The 18600-nt window shown below is 37.9% G+C and carries 19 protein-coding genes; 12 read left to right on the forward strand and 7 right to left on the reverse strand.

Annotated features, from left to right (window positions below; translation table 11 throughout):
• Nucleotides 1-36 precede the first annotated feature (36 nt).
• Nucleotides 37-2433, forward strand: a complete 2397-nt coding sequence (locus H5V42_RS03755) for a penicillin acylase family protein (RefSeq protein WP_185781796.1) — start codon at nucleotides 37-39, stop codon at nucleotides 2431-2433.
• Between the two features lie 925 nt (nucleotides 2434-3358).
• On the opposite strand, the gene hemL is transcribed toward H5V42_RS03755, so the two are convergent.
• The 4 genes from hemL to H5V42_RS03775 all read right to left on the reverse strand — a co-directional run bounded on the left by hemL (nucleotide 3359) and on the right by H5V42_RS03775 (nucleotide 6795).
• Nucleotides 3359-4639: a glutamate-1-semialdehyde 2,1-aminomutase gene (gene hemL, locus H5V42_RS03760; RefSeq protein ID WP_185781797.1), complete on the reverse strand. Its 1281-nt coding sequence runs from the start codon at nucleotides 4637-4639 to the stop codon at nucleotides 3359-3361.
• 67 nt (nucleotides 4640-4706) lie between these two features.
• Nucleotides 4707-5558 carry a glucosaminidase domain-containing protein gene (locus tag H5V42_RS03765; RefSeq protein ID WP_185781798.1) on the reverse strand — a complete coding sequence of 284 codons (852 nt, stop codon included), beginning with the start codon at nucleotides 5556-5558 and terminating at the stop codon, nucleotides 4707-4709.
• On the reverse strand, nucleotides 5555-6460 hold the full coding sequence (locus H5V42_RS03770) for a 1-aminocyclopropane-1-carboxylate deaminase/D-cysteine desulfhydrase (RefSeq protein ID WP_185781799.1): 906 nt from the start codon (nucleotides 6458-6460) through the stop codon (nucleotides 5555-5557). The genes H5V42_RS03765 and H5V42_RS03770 overlap by 4 nt, the downstream gene beginning before the upstream one ends.
• A 2-nt stretch (nucleotides 6461-6462) precedes the next feature.
• Complete coding sequence (locus H5V42_RS03775; protein ID WP_185781800.1) at nucleotides 6463-6795, reverse strand: hypothetical protein; 333 nt, start codon at nucleotides 6793-6795, stop codon at nucleotides 6463-6465.
• Between the two features lie 180 nt (nucleotides 6796-6975).
• On the opposite strand from H5V42_RS03775, the gene H5V42_RS03780 reads away from it, so the two are divergent.
• From H5V42_RS03780 to H5V42_RS03795, 4 genes are all read left to right on the forward strand, one after another.
• Entirely contained in the window at nucleotides 6976-7137 is a 162-nt protein-coding gene (locus H5V42_RS03780; RefSeq protein WP_185781801.1) for a DUF5522 domain-containing protein, read from the forward strand.
• 67 nt (nucleotides 7138-7204) lie between these two features.
• Nucleotides 7205-7786 (forward strand): DUF4136 domain-containing protein, encoded by a 582-nt coding sequence (locus H5V42_RS03785; RefSeq protein WP_185781802.1) that lies wholly within the window; start codon nucleotides 7205-7207, stop codon nucleotides 7784-7786.
• Between the two features lie 175 nt (nucleotides 7787-7961).
• On the forward strand, nucleotides 7962-8429 hold the full coding sequence (locus H5V42_RS03790; RefSeq protein ID WP_185781803.1) for a DUF3291 domain-containing protein: 468 nt from the start codon (nucleotides 7962-7964) through the stop codon (nucleotides 8427-8429).
• The gene (locus tag H5V42_RS03795) at nucleotides 8429-10195 is read left to right on the forward strand and encodes an aromatic amino acid hydroxylase (protein WP_185782255.1); all 1767 of its coding nucleotides are present in this window, start codon (nucleotides 8429-8431) and stop codon (nucleotides 10193-10195) included. The genes H5V42_RS03790 and H5V42_RS03795 overlap by 1 nt, the downstream gene beginning before the upstream one ends.
• A gap of 488 nt (nucleotides 10196-10683) precedes the next feature.
• Here the strand turns inward: H5V42_RS03795 and H5V42_RS03800 are convergent, their stop codons facing one another.
• Nucleotides 10684-11301, reverse strand: a complete 618-nt coding sequence (locus H5V42_RS03800; RefSeq protein ID WP_185781804.1) for a DUF4230 domain-containing protein — start codon at nucleotides 11299-11301, stop codon at nucleotides 10684-10686.
• A complete protein-coding gene (gene alaS / locus H5V42_RS03805; RefSeq protein ID WP_185781805.1) occupies nucleotides 11298-13913 on the reverse strand; it encodes an alanine--tRNA ligase in 2616 nt (871 codons plus the stop codon). The genes H5V42_RS03800 and alaS overlap by 4 nt, the downstream gene beginning before the upstream one ends.
• 103 nt (nucleotides 13914-14016) lie before the next feature.
• Here alaS and H5V42_RS03810 point away from each other — a divergent pair, with 103 nt between their 5' ends.
• The 7 genes from H5V42_RS03810 (at nucleotide 14017) to H5V42_RS03840 (ending at nucleotide 18067) form a co-directional block, all read left to right on the forward strand.
• Nucleotides 14017-14994, forward strand: coding sequence for a M23 family metallopeptidase (locus tag H5V42_RS03810; RefSeq protein WP_185781806.1), 978 nt, complete (start codon nucleotides 14017-14019; stop codon nucleotides 14992-14994).
• On the forward strand, nucleotides 14994-15323 hold the full coding sequence (locus H5V42_RS03815; RefSeq protein ID WP_185781807.1) for a MerR family transcriptional regulator: 330 nt from the start codon (nucleotides 14994-14996) through the stop codon (nucleotides 15321-15323). Before H5V42_RS03810 ends, H5V42_RS03815 begins: the two co-directional genes overlap by 1 nt.
• A gap of 68 nt (nucleotides 15324-15391) precedes the next feature.
• Nucleotides 15392-15985 carry a LemA family protein gene (locus H5V42_RS03820; RefSeq protein ID WP_185781808.1) on the forward strand — a complete coding sequence of 198 codons (594 nt, stop codon included), beginning with the start codon at nucleotides 15392-15394 and terminating at the stop codon, nucleotides 15983-15985.
• A gap of 4 nt (nucleotides 15986-15989) precedes the next feature.
• Nucleotides 15990-16427 (forward strand): TPM domain-containing protein, encoded by a 438-nt coding sequence (locus H5V42_RS03825; protein ID WP_185781809.1) that lies wholly within the window; start codon nucleotides 15990-15992, stop codon nucleotides 16425-16427.
• Nucleotides 16408-17277: a TPM domain-containing protein gene (locus H5V42_RS03830; RefSeq protein ID WP_185781810.1), complete on the forward strand. Its 870-nt coding sequence runs from the start codon at nucleotides 16408-16410 to the stop codon at nucleotides 17275-17277. The genes H5V42_RS03825 and H5V42_RS03830 overlap by 20 nt, the downstream gene beginning before the upstream one ends.
• Nucleotides 17278-17346: 69 nt before the next feature.
• Nucleotides 17347-17814 carry a hypothetical protein gene (locus tag H5V42_RS03835; RefSeq protein WP_185781811.1) on the forward strand — a complete coding sequence of 156 codons (468 nt, stop codon included), beginning with the start codon at nucleotides 17347-17349 and terminating at the stop codon, nucleotides 17812-17814.
• A gap of 52 nt (nucleotides 17815-17866) precedes the next feature.
• On the forward strand, nucleotides 17867-18067 hold the full coding sequence (locus H5V42_RS03840) for a DUF4177 domain-containing protein (RefSeq protein WP_185781812.1): 201 nt from the start codon (nucleotides 17867-17869) through the stop codon (nucleotides 18065-18067).
• Nucleotides 18068-18069: 2 nt separating this feature from the next.
• Here the strand turns inward: H5V42_RS03840 and H5V42_RS03845 are convergent, their stop codons facing one another.
• Complete coding sequence (locus tag H5V42_RS03845; RefSeq protein WP_185781813.1) at nucleotides 18070-18594, reverse strand: glutathione peroxidase; 525 nt, start codon at nucleotides 18592-18594, stop codon at nucleotides 18070-18072.
• Nucleotides 18595-18600: the final 6 nt, after the last annotated feature.

Here is an 18600-nt window from a genome sequence, read left to right on the forward strand (position 1 = left end):
GCTTACCTTAAAACAGTGCTAAATAAACCTATTCTTATGAAAACTTTAAATTTAACAGTACTTGCTGCACTACTTGTTATTTCTTGTAAAAACCAAGCTCCAGAGCCCAACACACTTACCGTTAACGGCCTAAAAGACCAGGTAGAACTCATTAGAGATGAATGGGGCATTAATCATATTTACGCTCAAAACGAACACGATTTATTTTTTGCTCAGGGTTATGCCGCGGCTAAAGACCGCCTTTTTCAGTTCGAAGTTTGGCGCAGACAGGCCACAGGAACCGTTGCTGAAATTTTAGGAGAGCGCGAAATTAAACGCGATATTGGCACCCGACTATTTAAATTTCGGGGTGATATGACTACCGAAATGAATCACTACCACGATAATGGCAGCGAAATTATCACCGCCTATACCAAAGGCGTTAATGCCTATATTGAAGAAATTTTACAAACCCCTGAAAAGTTACCTATAGAATTTCACCTGCTTAATATTCGGCCTCAGAAATGGACACCAGAAGTGGTAATTTCTAGGCACCAAGGGCTACTTGGTAATATTGGAAGCGAATTGCAAATTGGGCGCGCCGTTGCCACTTTAGGCGAAGAAAAAGTTAAAGAATTGCTCTGGTTTCACCCCAAAGAACCGCAACTAACCTTAGACCCTAAAATTGATAAAAACTTGCTTTTTAATGATATTCTAGACGTGTACAACGCCTATCGCAAACCGGTAGCATTTACGCCTGAAGATATTGTACCCAAATACCGTAAAAGCGAAAAGGCCATGGCCCTACTCACCCAAAAACCAATACAAACCGATTCACTCGCTATTGGCAGTAACAACTGGGTAACCCGTGGCGACCTCATGGCAGATGGCAATACCTATATGGCTAACGACCCCCACCGTACTATTGCCATACCCTCTTTACGCTATATGGCGCATTTGGTGGCTCCGGGGTGGAATGTTATTGGGGGTGGTGAGCCTGAAATTCCTGGAATTTCCATCGGGCATAACGAATATGGCGCGTGGGGACTAACCGTTTTTAGAACCGATGGTGAAGATTTGTATGTGTACGACCTCAACCCTAAAAACCTCAACCAATACCAGTACCAAGGGGAGTGGGTAGACATGACTGTGCTTACCGAAACTATTGCCGTAAAAGACCAAGCACCCGTTGCGGTAAAACTACACTACACCCAACACGGCCCAGTTACGTATATTGATAAAGAAAACCACAAAGCGTATGCCGTGCGGTGCGCATGGTTAGAACCCGGTGGCTCACCGTATTTAGCCTCATTACGAATGGACCAAGCCAAGACCTGGGAAGAATTTCGTGAGGCTTGTAATTATAGTCATATTCCGGGTGAAAACATGATTTGGGCCGATAAAGAAGGAAACATTGGCTGGCAAGCCGTAGGTATTGCGCCAATTCGCTCAAACTTTAGTGGTATGGTTCCTGTTCCCGGTGACGGCAGTTACGAGTGGGATGGCTACCTTCCTATTATCGAAAAACCACATGCCTACAATCCTGAAAAAGGGTTTATAGCCACCGCAAACCAAAATGTAACTCAGGCCGATTATGAACACTGGAATGCTATTGGGTTTTCTTGGTCTGACCCCTATCGTGGCGACCGGGTAAACCAAGTGCTGAGCAATAAAAAAGCCCTAACCATGGAGGATATGAAAGCCCTACAGGTAGACTACCATTCGTTACCCGCCCAAGCGCTAGTGCCCTATTTAGAAAGTATGGCTTTTGAAGGTACTGCTGAAAAAGCTAAAGAACAGCTATTAAATTGGGACTTTAAATTACTACCCAACAGTATTGCTGCGGCAATCTACGTGAGTTGGGAGAACGAAATTCGTGCACAAGCCCATAAACAATTTGTGCCTAAAGAAGCGCAAGAATTTATCACCGCTATTCAATTAAAACGCATTATGGATTGGCTACAAAAACCCGATACCAAATTTGGACCACAACCTATATTAGGGCGCAACCAATTTTTAAGTAACACCTTTAGTGCCGCGGTAAACAATTTAGAAGAACGGCTCGGTACAAGTATGAACAACTGGCAGTACGGCCAAGAAAAAAATAAACACAGTACCATCACCCATGCTTTGGGCGCTGTGGTCACAGACAGTTTAGCCAATAAACTAAATGTGGGGCCGCTCCCCAGAGGCGGTAATGGCTATACCCCCGGCTCTACGGGTAACAATTACCAACAAACTAGTGGCGCTTCTTTTCGGATGATAGTTAACACCGGCAACTGGGATGCCGCTGTGGGTACTAACGGCCCCGGCCAATCTGGTGACCCTGACAGTAAGTTTTACAATAACCTTTTTCAACCCTGGGCAGCAGACCAGTATTTTCCGGTATTGTTTAGTAAAGCGAAAATAGATTCGGTAGCGGTAAGTACAACGCTTTTACAGCCCATGAATTAACAATTGTCATTCCAATGAAAATGGGAAGCTACTAAAATCAGTTGAAAGTAAAATGGTTTCCTGCTTTCGCAGGAATGACAAAACCACGACGAAAAGGTTAATGTGTGGTTTGCTTTACAGAAGAATACATTGAGAAAGCTCGGAATGGCACCTGTTTCGTGCAACGAAACGGCCGAGTTTCGAGATGGGTTTTACGAAGTAAAAATACCTGCTGGAAAGTGTGCTTTCTTTTGCTTGACAGCGCTACATCTCGCACATAAAATTTAAAGATGCACTGCATTTTTAAATTTTAGTCGTTGCACAATCAAAGAAAATGAAGAGAACAAGAGATTTCTCAATCGGCTAACGCCTAATTTCGAAATGACAAATCGCGTAATTTATTGTCTTTTCCATGAAAATGAGAAGCTTTTAAAAAGCAATTCTTAGCGTAATGGATTCCTGCTTTCGTAGGAATGACAGCGTTACAAAAGGCTTTCAGGACGCTAAAGGTCATTTCGAACCGAAACATATTGTAGCGTGAGAAATCTAGTTTGTTTTTGAGATTTCTAAATAAAGGTTAGCGACAGTCGGCGTGTTTTTGTGTCCGATACTTTTTTCATCGCCAAAAAAGTATCCAAAAAGTCTAGGCTGATTTTCCGATTCTTGAAATCTAACGAAGTCTTTGGTCCGCATCGTCCAGACCGTTTCCGATGTTATCGGAATACTCTTTGGACGATTTCCCTCAACCTTCTCAAATACTTCTTGATTTACTACAAATCTGAAAATAGGCCGGATTCCCCTTTAATGGACAATTTTCATTAGAACGCTAAAGGTCATTTCGAACCGAAACATAGTGAAGTGTGAGAAATCTAGTTTGTTCTTGAGATTTCTCAATCGGCTAACGCCTCATTTCGAAATGACATAAAACTGGAACAATAACTACTACCTATAATTTACAATTACGAACGGCATCAATAGTTTTATCTAAATCAGTATAACTAATAGCATCATTTAAAAAATAACTTTCAAATGCTGATGGCGGTAAATAAATACCCTGGTCTAACATGCCGTGGAAGTACTTTTTAAACGAGTCATTATTGCCTTTTGCAGAAGAGGCAAAGTCAACAACGGGCTCCTCACAAAAATGAACCGAAATCATGCTCCCAAAGCGGTTGATTTGATGCGCAATTCCTCTTTCGGTCAAAACCTCAGCAATTCCTTTATGCAAGTATGCTGTCTTGTTTTCAAGACTTTCAAATACTTCAGGATTGTTATCAATTTCGGTAAGCATGGCTAAACCAGCACTCATTGCTAGTGGATTTCCACTTAAAGTGCCAGCCTGATAAACCGGACCTTCCGGAGCTAAATGCGCCATAATTTCGGCACTGGCGGCAAAGGCACCTACGGGTAAACCGCCACCAATTACTTTACCAAACATTACAATATCTGCAGCTATTCCCAATACTTCTTGCGCACCACCAGCTGCTAATCTAAAGCCTGTCATTACCTCATCAAAAAGCAACAAAATACCTTCTTGGGTACATAAAGCGCGTAACCCTTTTATAAATTCATCTGTAGGAATTATACATCCCATATTACCTGCTACAGGTTCTAGAATAATGGCAGCAATTTCACCTTTATTAGCGGCTACCAATTCTTTTACGTTATCCAAATTGTTATAGGTAGCTAACAAAGTGTCTTTTGCCGTACCTTGAGTTACACCCGGACTGTTAGGACTACCAAAGGTAACTGCACCACTACCCGCTTGGATTAAGAACGAGTCTGAATGCCCATGATAGCAACCCGCAAACTTTATAATCTTGTCTTTACCGGTATACCCTCTAGCCAAACGTACGGCACTCATACACGCCTCTGTACCCGAATTTACAAAGCGAATTTTATCAATATTAGGTACCATTTTTACCGCCAGCTCCGCTAGTCTGGTTTCAATTTCTGTGGGTATACCAAAAGAGGTTCCTGCTTTGGCTTTTTCAATTACGGCATCTAATACGGGTTGATGTGCATGACCAAATAACAAAGGCCCCCAAGAAGAGATATAATCAACATATGCATTACCGTCCTCATCATGTAAATAGGCTCCTTTAGCATTTTTTATAAAAATAGGTTCACCACCTACAGCTTTAAACGCTCTAACTGGGGAATTTACACCGCCTGGAATATATTTTTTTGCTTCAGCAAATAGTGCACTACTACGTTGGTATCGCATAGAATTTATTTTCGGAATGTTCGATTATAAAAAAGATTCTCTTATCAGAATATAAGTGTAAGCACTCTTAGTTGGTGCTAACTTTTCGCAAATTTAAGACTTGTCCGATAGAAAGTTGCGAATTAGACAAATTGTTCAAGCGTTTAATTTCATCTATAGAAACTGCATACTTTTTAGCTATCGCATAAAGGGTATCCCCTTTTTCAACAACATGGGTAAATACATCGTATTTTTTAGGTTTACGAACCACATCGTACCCTGATGAAACCACTTCTTCATCATACGCATCTAAATTATAGCGCTCAATTAAAGAAATTAATTTGTTAGGATATTTAGGGTCTGTAGCGTAACCTGCTTTTTTTAGACCGTAAGCCCATTTTTTATAATCATCTCTTCGGTAATTAAACAAAAAACGATACCGCGTACGAGAGGCTAAAAAAATACTATGGTCTCTAAAGGAATACATAGGGTGGTTGTACTTTCGAAAACATTCGCCTTTAGCATCATCATCATGAAAATCATAATCGCCCTGCCAACCAGTATGGCACTTGATTCCAAAATGGTTGTTGGTTTTACGCGTTAGCTCTCCTCTACCCGATGCACTTTCTAAAATACCTTGTGCTAACGTAATACTTGCAGGTATACCAAATGCCTTCATCTCATACTGTGCCATTTCAGAAAAGGTTGCAATATAATCTTGGGTAGAAATTACCTCGTACCTAATAAACCTACCTGGTTCTTCTGGCAAAGGGTACAATTCTGACTTGTTAAACTTGGTGTTTTCTAAACCTGTGTTGGGCTTGTAAATACCTACCTGTTTTTTAGAAGTATCAACTTTTGCTGCAGTTGTGCGTTTTTTAGCCCCACAACTTGCTAATAGAATTCCACTAAAAAGAATAAGAACAATACGATTTATCATAGCTGTAGCAATGGTAAATTTTTAGTTTTCAAAATAGCATTCATGCCAAAAACACCTTGTAAACCTCCTGTATGTATGGCAAGAATCTTTGTTTGAGGTCGAAAGTATCCTTTTTTTATGAGATTGAATATACCAAACATCATTTTACCCGTATAAATTGGGTCTAAAGGAACCTGATGTGCTACTGCAAAATTATTAATGAAATTAATGAGTTCTACATCTATTTTAGCATAACCCCCAAAATGATAGTCGGTAATCAGTTTCCAGTTATTCTGATGGGTATGTTTCTTAATTTCCTTTTTGAGAAAATCACCCTTTAGTGCAGGAAATCCTAAAACGTGTTGCTTTTTGTTTCGTGAATTAATAATACCTGAAATAGTACCTCCGGTACCTACAGCACAGGTTACCACATCAAAAATGGTGTCTTCTGGTAATAAAATCTCTTCACAACCTTGTATAGCCAAATTATTAGTACCCCCTTCAGGCAGTAGGTAATAATCACCAAACTCAGCCCTTAGATAATTTAAGAATTCAGGGGCATTCTTATTTCTATAATCTTCTCTAGAGATAAATTTAAATTGCATGCCATGGTCGGCTGCACTTTTTAAGGTATGATTAAAATGCCATGTTTCTTGAAGTTCGTCTCCACGAATAACGCCTATAGCCTCAAAACCTTGTTCTTTAGCGGCAACAGCGGTAGCTAAAATATGATTGCTGTAAGCACCACCAAAAGTTAATAGTTTTGTACTACCTTCTGCTTTAGCGCGCTCTAAATTGTACTTGAGCTTGCGATATTTATTACCTGATATTAGTGGATGCAACTCGTCTTCTCGTTTTATAAACAAAGAAATTTGATGTTGCTCAAGTAGTGGGGATTTTATTTCTTGGTTTCTAGAAAACACCGTTAAGACCTAAACATGTATTTTAAAAAACTATAGGCTTTTCTGCGTTGTGTATAGCCCAATTCTTTTTCATTCTCGTAGGCTTCACGCTCAAAACTCACATTTTGATACGCTTTATACGTATCCCAGTAGATTAAAGAACGCCACAACCACTCAACCACATACCAAATATAAAATGGTATAATCAGCAATTCTAATTGCTGTTTTAGGTGAATTTTTTCATGATTGATTAAAATAGAATCTCTCTTATAACTATCCTCTTTTACAATTATAAAAGGCCATAGTGATAAGCCCACATAATTGCTTCTAAAGAAATACTTAAAGACTAGAATCATAGGTGAAATTTGGTTTGCTTGAGCTCAAATATAAACTGAAATTCATAAAAATCTGTTAAGAACTATACAGATCCTAGAGAGGTTTAGACCAAGCTTACAGTAAATTCGTTAATCGGTTGTTAAGCCCAAGCTAAAACGTTTGAATTCTACTAACTTTAAAGGATTATTGAGCAAATTCAGATGCGGAAATTTATACCTTTAGAAGACGGAGATTATTACCTTACAGCAGAAGGTTATAAGGTATTTACAGAACAGTATCATCTTAAAAGAGGGTATTGCTGCGAGAGTGGTTGTCGTCATTGCCCCTATGGCTATAATAACAAGACAAACAGACAAGAATAACCACGGTTTTCGGCATAATATTTGCTGCTAGTATTTGTAGTTACCTTCAACTCAAAAAAATAGTGTTATGAAAAGAATTAAAAATATTATCCTACCCCTGTTAGTACTTTCCCTTTTTGCCTCTTGTGTAAGTGTACGTGTGGCTACTGATTATGATAGGGATACAAATTTTACCGCATACAATACCTATGCATTTTATAAAACAGGTATTGACCAAGCTCAAATTTCTGACTTAGATAAAAAACGAATTTTACGTGCTATTGAAACAGAAATGAGCAATAGAGGTTTTAGCAAATCTAACGACCCAGATTTATTGGTAAGCATATTTACTAAAGAACGTGAGCAAGTAGACGTTTACAACAACAACTTTGGCTGGGGCTGGGGTTGGGGCTGGGGAGGCTTCTACAATCCTTGGGTTTGGGGTCCTGGATGGGCCGGTGGCTGGGGACCAAATGTGAGCACCCGTACCGAAGGTTCTTTGTTTATAGATTTAATTGACAACAGAAACAAATCGCTAGTTTGGCAAGGTAGAGGTATTGGAACATTAAATAATACCGATAATGTTGAAAAGAAAGAAGAGCGAATTAAAGAGTTTGTAGCAGAAATTATGAGTGCCTATCCGCCAGAACGCGTGGTAGTCGCTAATTAAAATAGAAGATGGCGTTGTGTTTTAAGGTGATGAGTGTTTTCAAATGTTAGTGTTCATGCGCCATTGGAAGAAAAAACCCTTTTTGCAATTTGCAAAAGGGTTTTTTCATTTCTAAAGCATTCTGGTTTTGAAATGGCAGGCGATAACTTTAACTTTAAGAACTGAATAAAACTACATGAAACACCATTTGGCACAGGCAAATATTGCCCGATTTAAAGCTAGTTTAGACGACCCCATAATGAAAGAATTTGTTGACTTTATTGGGCCTATTAATAAGCTAGCAGAAGAAAGTCCAGGATTTGTATGGCGTTTAAAAGACGACGAAGGCAGGTCTTCTTCATACATTGAATCGCCGTTTAGAGATGAAATGCTAGCCATTAATTTAAGTGTTTGGGAAGATTTACCATCACTTAAAAACTTTGTGTATACCACCGTTCACAGCTACTTTTTACGAAATAAGAAAAAGTGGTTTCAAAAAGATGGTAAATCACAATTTGTAATGTGGTGGATTCCAGAAGGGGAAGTGCCCACTTTAGAACTCACCAAACAGAAGCTTGAACTTTTAGATACTAACGGGCCAACTCCTGAGGCCTTTTCTATAAAACAACTATTTGACGTTAACGGTAATACAATTGCATTATGATGAATGATAAAGCCTATGAGAGCAATCCGGTATTAGATAAATTACCCAAACATTTAAGACAATATATTAAGCCTCAAAATTATGAGGATTACACCGCTATAGACCAAGCTGTTTGGCGCTATGTAATGCGCAAAAATGTAGATTATCTTAGTACAGTTGCTGATGATTCTTATGTTGAAGGTCTACAAAAAACAGGAATCTCTATTGACCATATTCCGAATATGTATGGAATGAATAGAATTCTAAAAGAGATTGGTTGGGCCGCTGTTGCAGTCGATGGCTTTATACCTCCTGCTGCTTTTATGGAGTTTCAAGCCTACAATGTTTTAGTCATAGCTTCTGATATACGACAGCTCGAAAATATTGAATACACTCCTGCCCCAGACATAATTCACGAAGGCGCTGGCCATGCACCCATAATTGCCAATCCTGAATATGCGGAATATTTGCGGAGATTTGGTGAAATTGGCTGCAAGGCAATTTCTAGTGCTAAAGATTATGAGTTGTATGAAGCTGTTCGGCATTTAAGTATTATTAAAGAGGCAGATGGCACCCCAGAAGCGGATATTAAAATAGCTGAAGAAAAGGTTGAAAACTTACAACAAAATATGGGTGAGCCTAGTGAAATGGCGCTTATTCGTAACTTACATTGGTGGACGGTAGAGTATGGGCTAATTGGTAGCGTAACACAACCTAAAATTTATGGAGCAGGGTTGTTATCATCTATTGGTGAGAGCGCATGGTGCATGACCAATGAAGTTAAAAAAATACCGTATACCCTAGCCGCAGCGCATACCGAATTTGATATTACCAAACCACAGCCGCAATTATTTGTAACGCCAAACTTTGCTCATCTTTCCCAAGTTTTAGAAGACTTTGCCAATACCATGGCCCTAAGAAAAGGAGGATTGGAAGGAATTCAAAAACTAATTGATTCTAAGGAACTCTGTACGGTAGAACTTAGTACGGGTCTTCAGATTTCTGGAAACTTTACCAAAGTAATTGCTCATGAAGGTAAACCGGTTTACATTCAGACTGCTGGTAAAACCGCCTTGGCCTATCATGAAAAAGAATTAATTGGTCATGGTATTGAAAAACACGCTACTGGTTTTGGTACGCCTGTAGGCAAACTAAAAGGTATTAATTTGGCGATAGAAGATATGGGGCCAAGAGACCTTAAAGCCTACAATATTTTTGAAGGTGAAACCATCACCTTAGAATTTGAAGGCGAAATTAAAATCTCTGGTAAAATAATCACAGGAACCAGAAATCTTCAAGGAAAAATACTTTTAGTAACCTTTGAGAAATGCATGGTTACTCATAATGATGCGGTCATTTTTAAATCGGATGGAGAAACCTATAGTATGGCCGTAGGTGAAGCAGTGGTTTCATGCTTTAATGGCCCTGCAGATGTTACTAGTTTTAATATGGTAACTCATGAATTATCAACCTCTACAGCTCCAAGTAATATAGATAATGCTAGAAAACGCTTAGAAAAATTGTATCAACGCATACGAGATTGGCGTGAAAATAAAGACCGCACAGTTTCTCGAAGCAAAATTTTTGAAGAATTGCAAGAGAAATACCCTAATGATTGGTTGTTATCTGTGGAATTGTATGAACTGGCTCAGCTAGACGGCAAGAGGCAATTAGCTGAGGCAATAAAAGTACACTTAGAGCACGTAAAGCTTGAAAATCCTAAAGTGGGCCACTTAATTGATGATGGTTTAGCGTTGGTTGACCAAGCCAATACATTAAAAGTGTAGATTGACTTTTAATAAAAAACTAAGAACTAATGGTGAATGTTGCTATTTTCTATCATCTGCCATTTCCATGAAAATGGGAATCTAATAATATCAATAAGAACTCCTACCCCTGGTCAGGGGAAGGTGGACTGACGATGGTCGGGACGGAAGGGGTTGTGTATCTGATACTTTTTTCATTTCCAAAAAAGTATCCAAAAAGTCTAGGCCTATTTACTGGACAACTTTCATTAGAACTCTAAATGTCATTTCGAACCGAAACATAGTCAAGTGAGAGAAATCTAGTTTGTTCTTGGGATTTCTCAATCGGCTAACGCCTCATTTCGAAATGACAATCGTGTAATTTGATGTCATTCCCATGAAAATGGAAATCTACTAAAATCGGTAGAAAGTAAAATGGATTTCTGCCTTCGCAGGAATGACAGCGTTACAAAAGGCTTTCAGAACGCTAAATGTCATTTAGAACCGAAACATATTCAAGTGAGAGAAATCTAATCCATAAGCCGCAACTCTAATTGCTGTGGTTCTTTAATTGGTACATCACCATAAACTAGTGTCCAACCCATACTATTGGTCAAAACTAATAGTTGCGAGAGTTCAGAAAGCAACCTGTTTTCTGCATTTGTAAGTAAAGTGGACTGTTCTATCTTTTTTAATAATGATGTGTTAACATTACGCTTAATAGTGTTATAGTCATTAGCATCAAACTGATTCAGATAATCGGCAGTAACGTCATAGTATTCAAAATCTGGATTGATTTTTATTTCGGCTTCAGGTACGCTTTTTAGTCTAAGAGTTTTGTTGGCCTCATCAATTTCATACCGTAATTGTGTTAGGTCGTAAGCCACTAAGACTTCGGCATTAACTACCACCAAAGCTTTTTTATCTGCCGTGATTAATGGTCCAAAAAGTTCTTTTGAGTCTTTATAATTATAAACCTCAGCAAAATGGCCTTCGGTAACAACCAATTTAGAAACATTTTTTAATTGCTGCTCAATTAGCATGGAATTCTCTTGAAGAATGGCATCTTTATTGGCCTTATCTGTACAAGATTTATATACCAGTACAACTGCCAATGTTAGTACTACTCCAAAGAGAATTTTTTTCATGACAAATACGCTATTGCTTTTTCTAAAGCTTCGGTAATACCAGCTGGGTTCTTACCGCCTGCAGTTGCAAAAAACGGTTGGCCACCGCCACCACCTTGAATATATTTGCCAAGCTCTCGAACTATTTGTCCGGCATTAAGATTTTTAGCATTTGCCAATTCTTTTGAGATATAGCAAGATAATAAGGCCTTACCTCCTTTTTCTGAACCTAACAACACAAATAAATCTGTTTTGTTTTGACCCATATCAAAGACCAAATCTTTCATACCTGCAGCGTCCAAGTCTACTTTACGGGCTAAAAACTGAGCACCATTAACTTCTTTTAAACTGTTAAGAAGTTCACCTTTCAATCCTTTAGCTTTTTCTTTTAACAAAATTTCAAGCTGTTTTTTAAGCTCGCTATTTTCTTCTTGCAATTTGGTTACGGCCTGCACAGGGTCTTGATTTTTACCTACCAAATCTTTAATTTCAAAAAGCATACGGTTATTGGTAAAATAAAAATCTTTAACCGCATCTGTAGTAATAGCTTCAATTCTTCTTACCCCAGCGGCAACCGCACTCTCAGAAGTTATTTTAAAATGCCAAATATCGCTGGTATTTTGCACGTGAGTACCACCACACAATTCAACAGATTGGCCAAAACGAATGGTTCTAACAGTATCTCCGTATTTTTCACCGAATAATGCCATAGCGCCTTCTTCTAGCGCTTTATCCATAGGAATATTACGCTGTTCTTGTAAAGGCAACGCCCCTTCAATTCTTGCATTTACAAAGTTTTCCACCGAGCGTAGTTCCTCAACCGAAACTTTTGAAAAATGAGAAAAATCGAATCGTAAATATTTAGAGTGTACCGCAGAACCTTTTTGTTCAACATGCTCACCCAAAACCTCTCGTAAAGCTTGATGTAATAAATGCGTGGCTGTGTGATTGGCTGCCGTTCTGTATCGTTGTTTCTTATCAACAACAGCTTTTAACGTAGCTTCTTTTTCTATGGGTAGATTTTCAGAAAAATGAACTATTTCATTATTTTCTTTCTTGGTATCTGTAATGTAAAGAACGTCACCATTAGGCTGTTCTAAATAACCTTTATCACCTACTTGACCTCCACCTTCGGCATAAAAAGGCGTTAGGTTAAATACCAATTGGTAGTGGTCACCCTCTTTTTTACTTTTTACCTTTCTATACTTCACCAATTTAACATCAGCTTCTAACTGATCGTAACCAACAAATTCTTGTACAGCATCTTCTCTTAAAATGGTCCAATCTTCTTTAGAAACTTCTGAGGCTTTTCTCGACCGGTCTTTTTGCACTTGTAGTGCTTTTTTAAAGCCCTCTTGGTCTAACTCATACCCTTTTTCTTCTAGAATCAAAGAGGTTAAATCAATCGGGAATCCGAAGGTATCATACAATTCAAAAGCCTTTTCACCATCAATAACTTTACCAGCATTTGATTTAATGATGGAATCTAATAAATGAAGTCCTTGTTCTAAGGTGTTTAAAAACGATTGCTCTTCTTCTTTAATTACATTTTCAATTAGTTGACGTTGTTGTTTAAGTTCTGGGAAGGCATCGCCCATTACCTCAATTAATACGCTGACCAATCTATGTATAAAAGGTTTAGAAGCCCCCAAAAATGTAAAGCCGTAACGCACTGCTCTTCGTAAAATTCGTCTAATAACGTATCCAGCACCCGTGTTACTCGGCAATTGCCCATCAGCAATAGCAAAAGCAACAGCTCTAACATGGTCAGCCACTACACGTATGGCAATATCTGTTTCGTTAGACTGGCCAACTTTAGTATGGGTAATTGTTTCAATCTCTCTTGTTATCGGTGTAAAAACATCAGTCTCGTAAGTAGATTCAACTCCTTGTAATACCATACAAAGGCGTTCAAAACCCATACCAGTATCAATATGCTTTTCAGGTAAATCTTCTAATTGACCATTTGCTTTTCTATTGTATTGTATAAATACGAGATTCCAAATTTCTATTACCAACGGATGGTCTTGATTCACTAAATCTGCTCCAGAAACCTTGGCTTTTTCTTCTTTAGAGCGAATATCAACATGAATTTCTGAACAAGGACCGCAAGGGCCTTGGTCACCCATTTCCCAAAAATTATCCTTTTTATTGCCCATTAGTATACGGTCTTCAGGAATTATTGCTTTCCAAAAATCGTATGCCTCCTGGTCTAAACTTAGGTTATCTGCATCTTTACTACCTTCAAAAACGGTTACATATAAATTATCTTTATCAATACCGTAAACTTCTGTTAACAACTCCCAAGCCCAAGCAATTGCTTCTTTTTTAAAGTAATCACCAAAACTCCAGTTACCTAACATTTCAAATAACGTATGGTGATAGGTGTCTTTCCCAACTTCCTCTAAATCATTGTGTTTGCCACTAACCCTTAGGCATTTTTGCGTATCTGCTACGCGCTTATCTGTTGCTGCGGTATTGCCTAAAAAGTACTCCTTAAACTGGTTCATACCAGCGTTTGTAAATAGCAGTGTTGGGTCGTTTTTAATTACCAACGATGCCGACGGTACTATTTTATGCGTTTTGCTCTTGAAGAAGTTTAGAAACTGTTCTCTAACCTTTTGGGATGTCATTTTGTAAGTTAAGCTTTAATTAATTTTAACAGACAGTTTAAAACAATTTTTATATTTGTTTGTTCTGCTATTTAGATAGCCAAAAATAGGACAAAAACCACACATGTCTAAGGTAAAGTACTATTACGATCCAGATACGCTTTCGTATAGAAAGATAGAGCCTAAAAAGTCTAGGCGGTACCGCAACATTTTTTTCTTTTTGTTGGGAGCTGCGCTCTTTGGTTTTTTAGGACTTATAGTTTTGCTCAATACGAGTCTAGTGAATACGCCAAAAGAACTCTCGTTAAGTAGAGAAGTTCAGAACTATGAGCTTCAATTTGAAATCCTTAATAAAAAAATGGAACAAATGGAGCGGGTTTTAGCGAGTATTGAGGATAGAGACAACAATATTTACCGACTTTATTTTGAGGCCAACCCTATACCAGAAGAACAACGTAAAGCTGGTTTTGGGGGTGTAAATAGATATAAATCTTTAGAAGGTTTTAATAATTCTGAAATTATTATTGATGCTACCAACCGACTTGAAGTAATTCAAAAACAAATGGTTGTACAATCAAAGTCTTTAGATGAAATTGCCAAACTTGCTGAAGAAAAAGAAAAACTTTTAGCATCAATGCCCGCCATACAGCCTGTACGAAATGAAGATTTAACGCGAATGGCATCAGGTTACGGTTGGCGCTCAGACCCTTTTACTAAAGCACGAAAAATGCATTATGGAATGGATTTTACAGCCCCAAGAGGAACACCCATTTATGCTTCCGGAAATGGTAGGGTAACTAGAGCAGATAACAACTCATCTGGTTACGGAAAGCATATTAGAATAGACCACGGATACGGTTATTTGTCTTTATACGCACATTTAAGCAAGTACAACGTTACCCCTGGCCAAAGAGTAAAAAGAGGTGATTTAATTGGCTTTGTGGGTAATACTGGCCGTTCAGAAGCACCTCATTTACATTATGAGGTTTGGAAAGATAAAGAACGTATCAACCCGATTAACTTTTACTATGGAAGTTTATCTCCGCAAGAATTTGAGAATATGCTCAAATTTGCCAACCAAGAGAACCAATCACTCGATTAATGCATATCGATTTACCTGAAAAAAGATATTACGGTATTGGCGAAGTTGCCAAAGCCTTTGGTGTGAACACCTCTCTCATTCGTTTCTGGGAAAAAGAGTTTGATGTACTCAAACCAAAGAAAAACGCAAAAGGAAATCGAAAATTTACTCCTGAAGACATTAAAAATCTTCAGTTAATCTATCACTTAGTAAAAGAACGTGGGTTTACTCTAGAGGGTGCTAAAATTCATCTTAAAGAAGAAAAGCATAAAACGCTTACCAATTTTGAACTCATTCAAAAATTGCAAAAAATTAAAGCTGAACTCATTAAAATAAAAGAACAGCTATAAAAAGCGTAACAAAACTTACCTTTAACATACTAATTAAATAACCACAATAAACACTAAAACTTTTGACAATGAAAAAATGGTTAATTCCTTTACTTGTTCTTGGGGTTCTTGCCTTTGCATTAGTAGGCTGGTACATTAGAACTAACAACACTTTTGTAGATATGCGTGGCCAAGCAGTTAAGCAATGGGCTAACGTAGAAAGTTCTTACCAAAGAAGAAACGATTTAATTGGAAACTTGGTAAAAACAGTACAAGGTGCTGCCGATTTTGAACGTGGAACATTAACAGATGTTATTGAAGCTCGAGCAAAAGCTACTCAGATTCAGGTGAATCCTGAAAATGCACAACAGTTAGCTGAATTTCAACAAGCGCAGACAGGATTATCTTCTGCATTATCACGATTATTAGTTACGGTAGAACGCTACCCTGACTTAAAGGCTAATCAGAACTTTTTAGAACTGCAAAGTCAATTAGAAGGTACTGAAAACCGTATTAACGTAGAACGTAATAGATTTAATGAAGCTGCTGGAGAATACAATATTGCTATTGAAAAAATTCCAGGAAATATTGTGGCTGGTTTTGCCAACTTTGACAAAATGCCACTATTTGAGTCTGACCCTGGTGCAGAAGAAGCTCCTGATGTAGAATTCAATTTTGACTAATCAAATGTCCCAAGTCGAAGCCTTTTTAACCGCTAATGAAGAGCAGCAGATTGTAAATGCCATTTTAGAGGCTGAAAAAAACACCTCTGGCGAAATACGTGTGCATATTGAAGCCACTACTAAAATCGACCATTTTAGTAGAGCGCAACAGGTATTTCATTTTTTAAAAATGGATAATACCAAAGATGAAAATGGCGTGTTGCTTTATGTAGCAGTAGAAGATAAAAAATTTGTGATTTACGGTGACCGCGGTATCGATAGAGCTGTACCTCGCGGTTTTTGGGAATCAACAAAAGAGATAATAGCAAGGCATTTTAAAAAGGGAGAATTTAAAGACGGTATAATTGCTGGTGTTTTAAACGCTGGTAAAGAATTAGAAGCCCACTTTCCGTGGCATCATGGAGACCAAAACGAATTAAGTGATGCAATATCTAAAGGATAAGTGGACCGTTTTAACTTCTGAAAGGGAGCAGTGTATTTGGTTTCAGGTGTATTCATATTTGAAACCAAATACCCTAATTCCATTTTTGTCTATTTGTATCCTGCTAATTTCTCAATTTAGTTGGGCCCAATTTCAAATTCCACCTGTTCCCAAAGAACAGACCAGCGTTTACGACTATGTAAATTTGCTTAGTGCTGGTCAAAAAACACAATTGGAACAAAAGCTCGTTAGCTATGCTGACAGTACCTCAACACAAATTGTGGTGGCTATTATTAGTTCAACTGAAGGTGAAAACATTAACTTTCTAGGTGCGCAATGGGGGCAAAAATGGGGTATAGGTCAAGCTGATGAGGATAACGGAATACTAATTCTTCTGGCCAAAGACGACCGCCGTATTGCCATTAAATCTGGTTATGGAGTAGAAGAATTTTTAACAGATTACCGAAGCAAACAAATTATAGAACAAGTAATTATACCTGAATTTAAACAAGGTGATTACTACGGTGGGTTAAACGCTGGTGCCGATGCCATTTTTCAAGTATTAACAGGTCAGTTTATTGAAACACGTAATTTCGACAATCAAGGTATTGGACTACAAAAACTACTGCCATTCATAATTTTTTTAGTGATTATGCTAATCCTCATCAATCGAGGCAAACGTGGCAACGGCCGTAACAATCGCGGAGGTAAAAACAGCGGCTTAGATATTTGGGATATGATTATTCTAAGTAATATGGGTCGTGGTGGTTACCGTGGCGGTTCTTCTGGAGGAGGATTCGGTGGAGGCGGCTTCGGCGGAGGTTTTGGAGGCGGCGGCTTTGGCGGCGGTGGTGCTTCTGGTGGCTGGTAAAGTTTAAAATAAAAAGCGCTTTGGCAGCAACCTTTTTTAGCTAACCTCATCTTTAATTTAAAATACAGAATGATGTTGAAACCTACCTTAAGCCTAGCATTTCTACTTCTATTATTTTCTAGTTGCGATGTTTTAAATGATACATCTGACGATTTTGACTGCGCCACAGTGCTGTGTGCTGGCCCCTATAACTTATTTCTAGAGTTTACTGAAAACGGCGAAAATATTTTTGATGCCGAATTATATACGCTTGATGATATCTCTTTATTGGGACAAAATAGAGATGCGTATTCGCTTTCACTTTACAAATCAGATTATGATGCTATTACCCGTTTGGTGATTGATAATTCAGATTGGAAAGAAGGAACTAACTCCTTCTCACTCAACATTACAACTGATTATAATCTTGAGTTTGAAATCGTAATTGAATCAAATACAGAAGGTTGTTGCTCTGGCATACCTTACGCTAACGAAGTGAGCATCAACGAAGTAATTCAAGAAAATGTGTATGATATTCCGGCTATTGCGTTGGAATAATCAGTAGTTTAAGTTAACTTATTTACCTGCCAATTATATAAATTGTTACCCTATGCCAGCATACAAAGTTGAAACCCTGATTTATTATTCTAAAATAACAACTGATAGCAAACACATTGCTAAGGCTTCTGAAAAAGAAATTCAAGAAAAGTTAGATGAATATGCTAAAGAAGGGTACAAATTAGTATCAACAGATGCTACTAATTTTGGCTTAGCTGTATATATCTATCTGTATTTTGAGAAAATTGCCTAAACTTAACTTAAGTGTTTGGTTATCTTTTTACTCATAGGTTTAGTAATAGAATAGTAATAGTCAACTAAATTACCCCGTGGACTTATCAGATATTTTTGAAAATTCCATTTAACACTAGAATTCTTTTTGCCGTTCAATTCTTTTGAGGTTAACCACTGATATAATGGATGTTGGTCAACACCTTTTACATTAAGTTTTTCGGTTAACGGAAAAGTAACTCCAAAATTAACTTCGCAAAATCCTTGAATTGCTGTGGCATCGCCTGGCTCTTGCGCACCAAATTGATTACAAGGACACCCAAGCACTACCAATTTATCTTTATAGGTGTCACTCAACTTTTGCAACTCTTTGTATTGCGGAGTAAAACCACATTTAGAAGCCACGTTAACAATTAACACATACTTGCCTTTAAACTGAGAAAGGTCCATTTTAGAACCATCTAAATTAGAAATAGCAATATTGTAAATTGAAAAGGGTTCTTTTTCAGAATTGGATTTTGAAGTTTTGGCTTCATTAATAGTTTTCATAGCAGT

This window comes from Croceivirga lutea, from assembly GCF_014235875.1.
Lineage (GTDB): Bacteria > Bacteroidota > Bacteroidia > Flavobacteriales > Flavobacteriaceae > Croceivirga > Croceivirga lutea.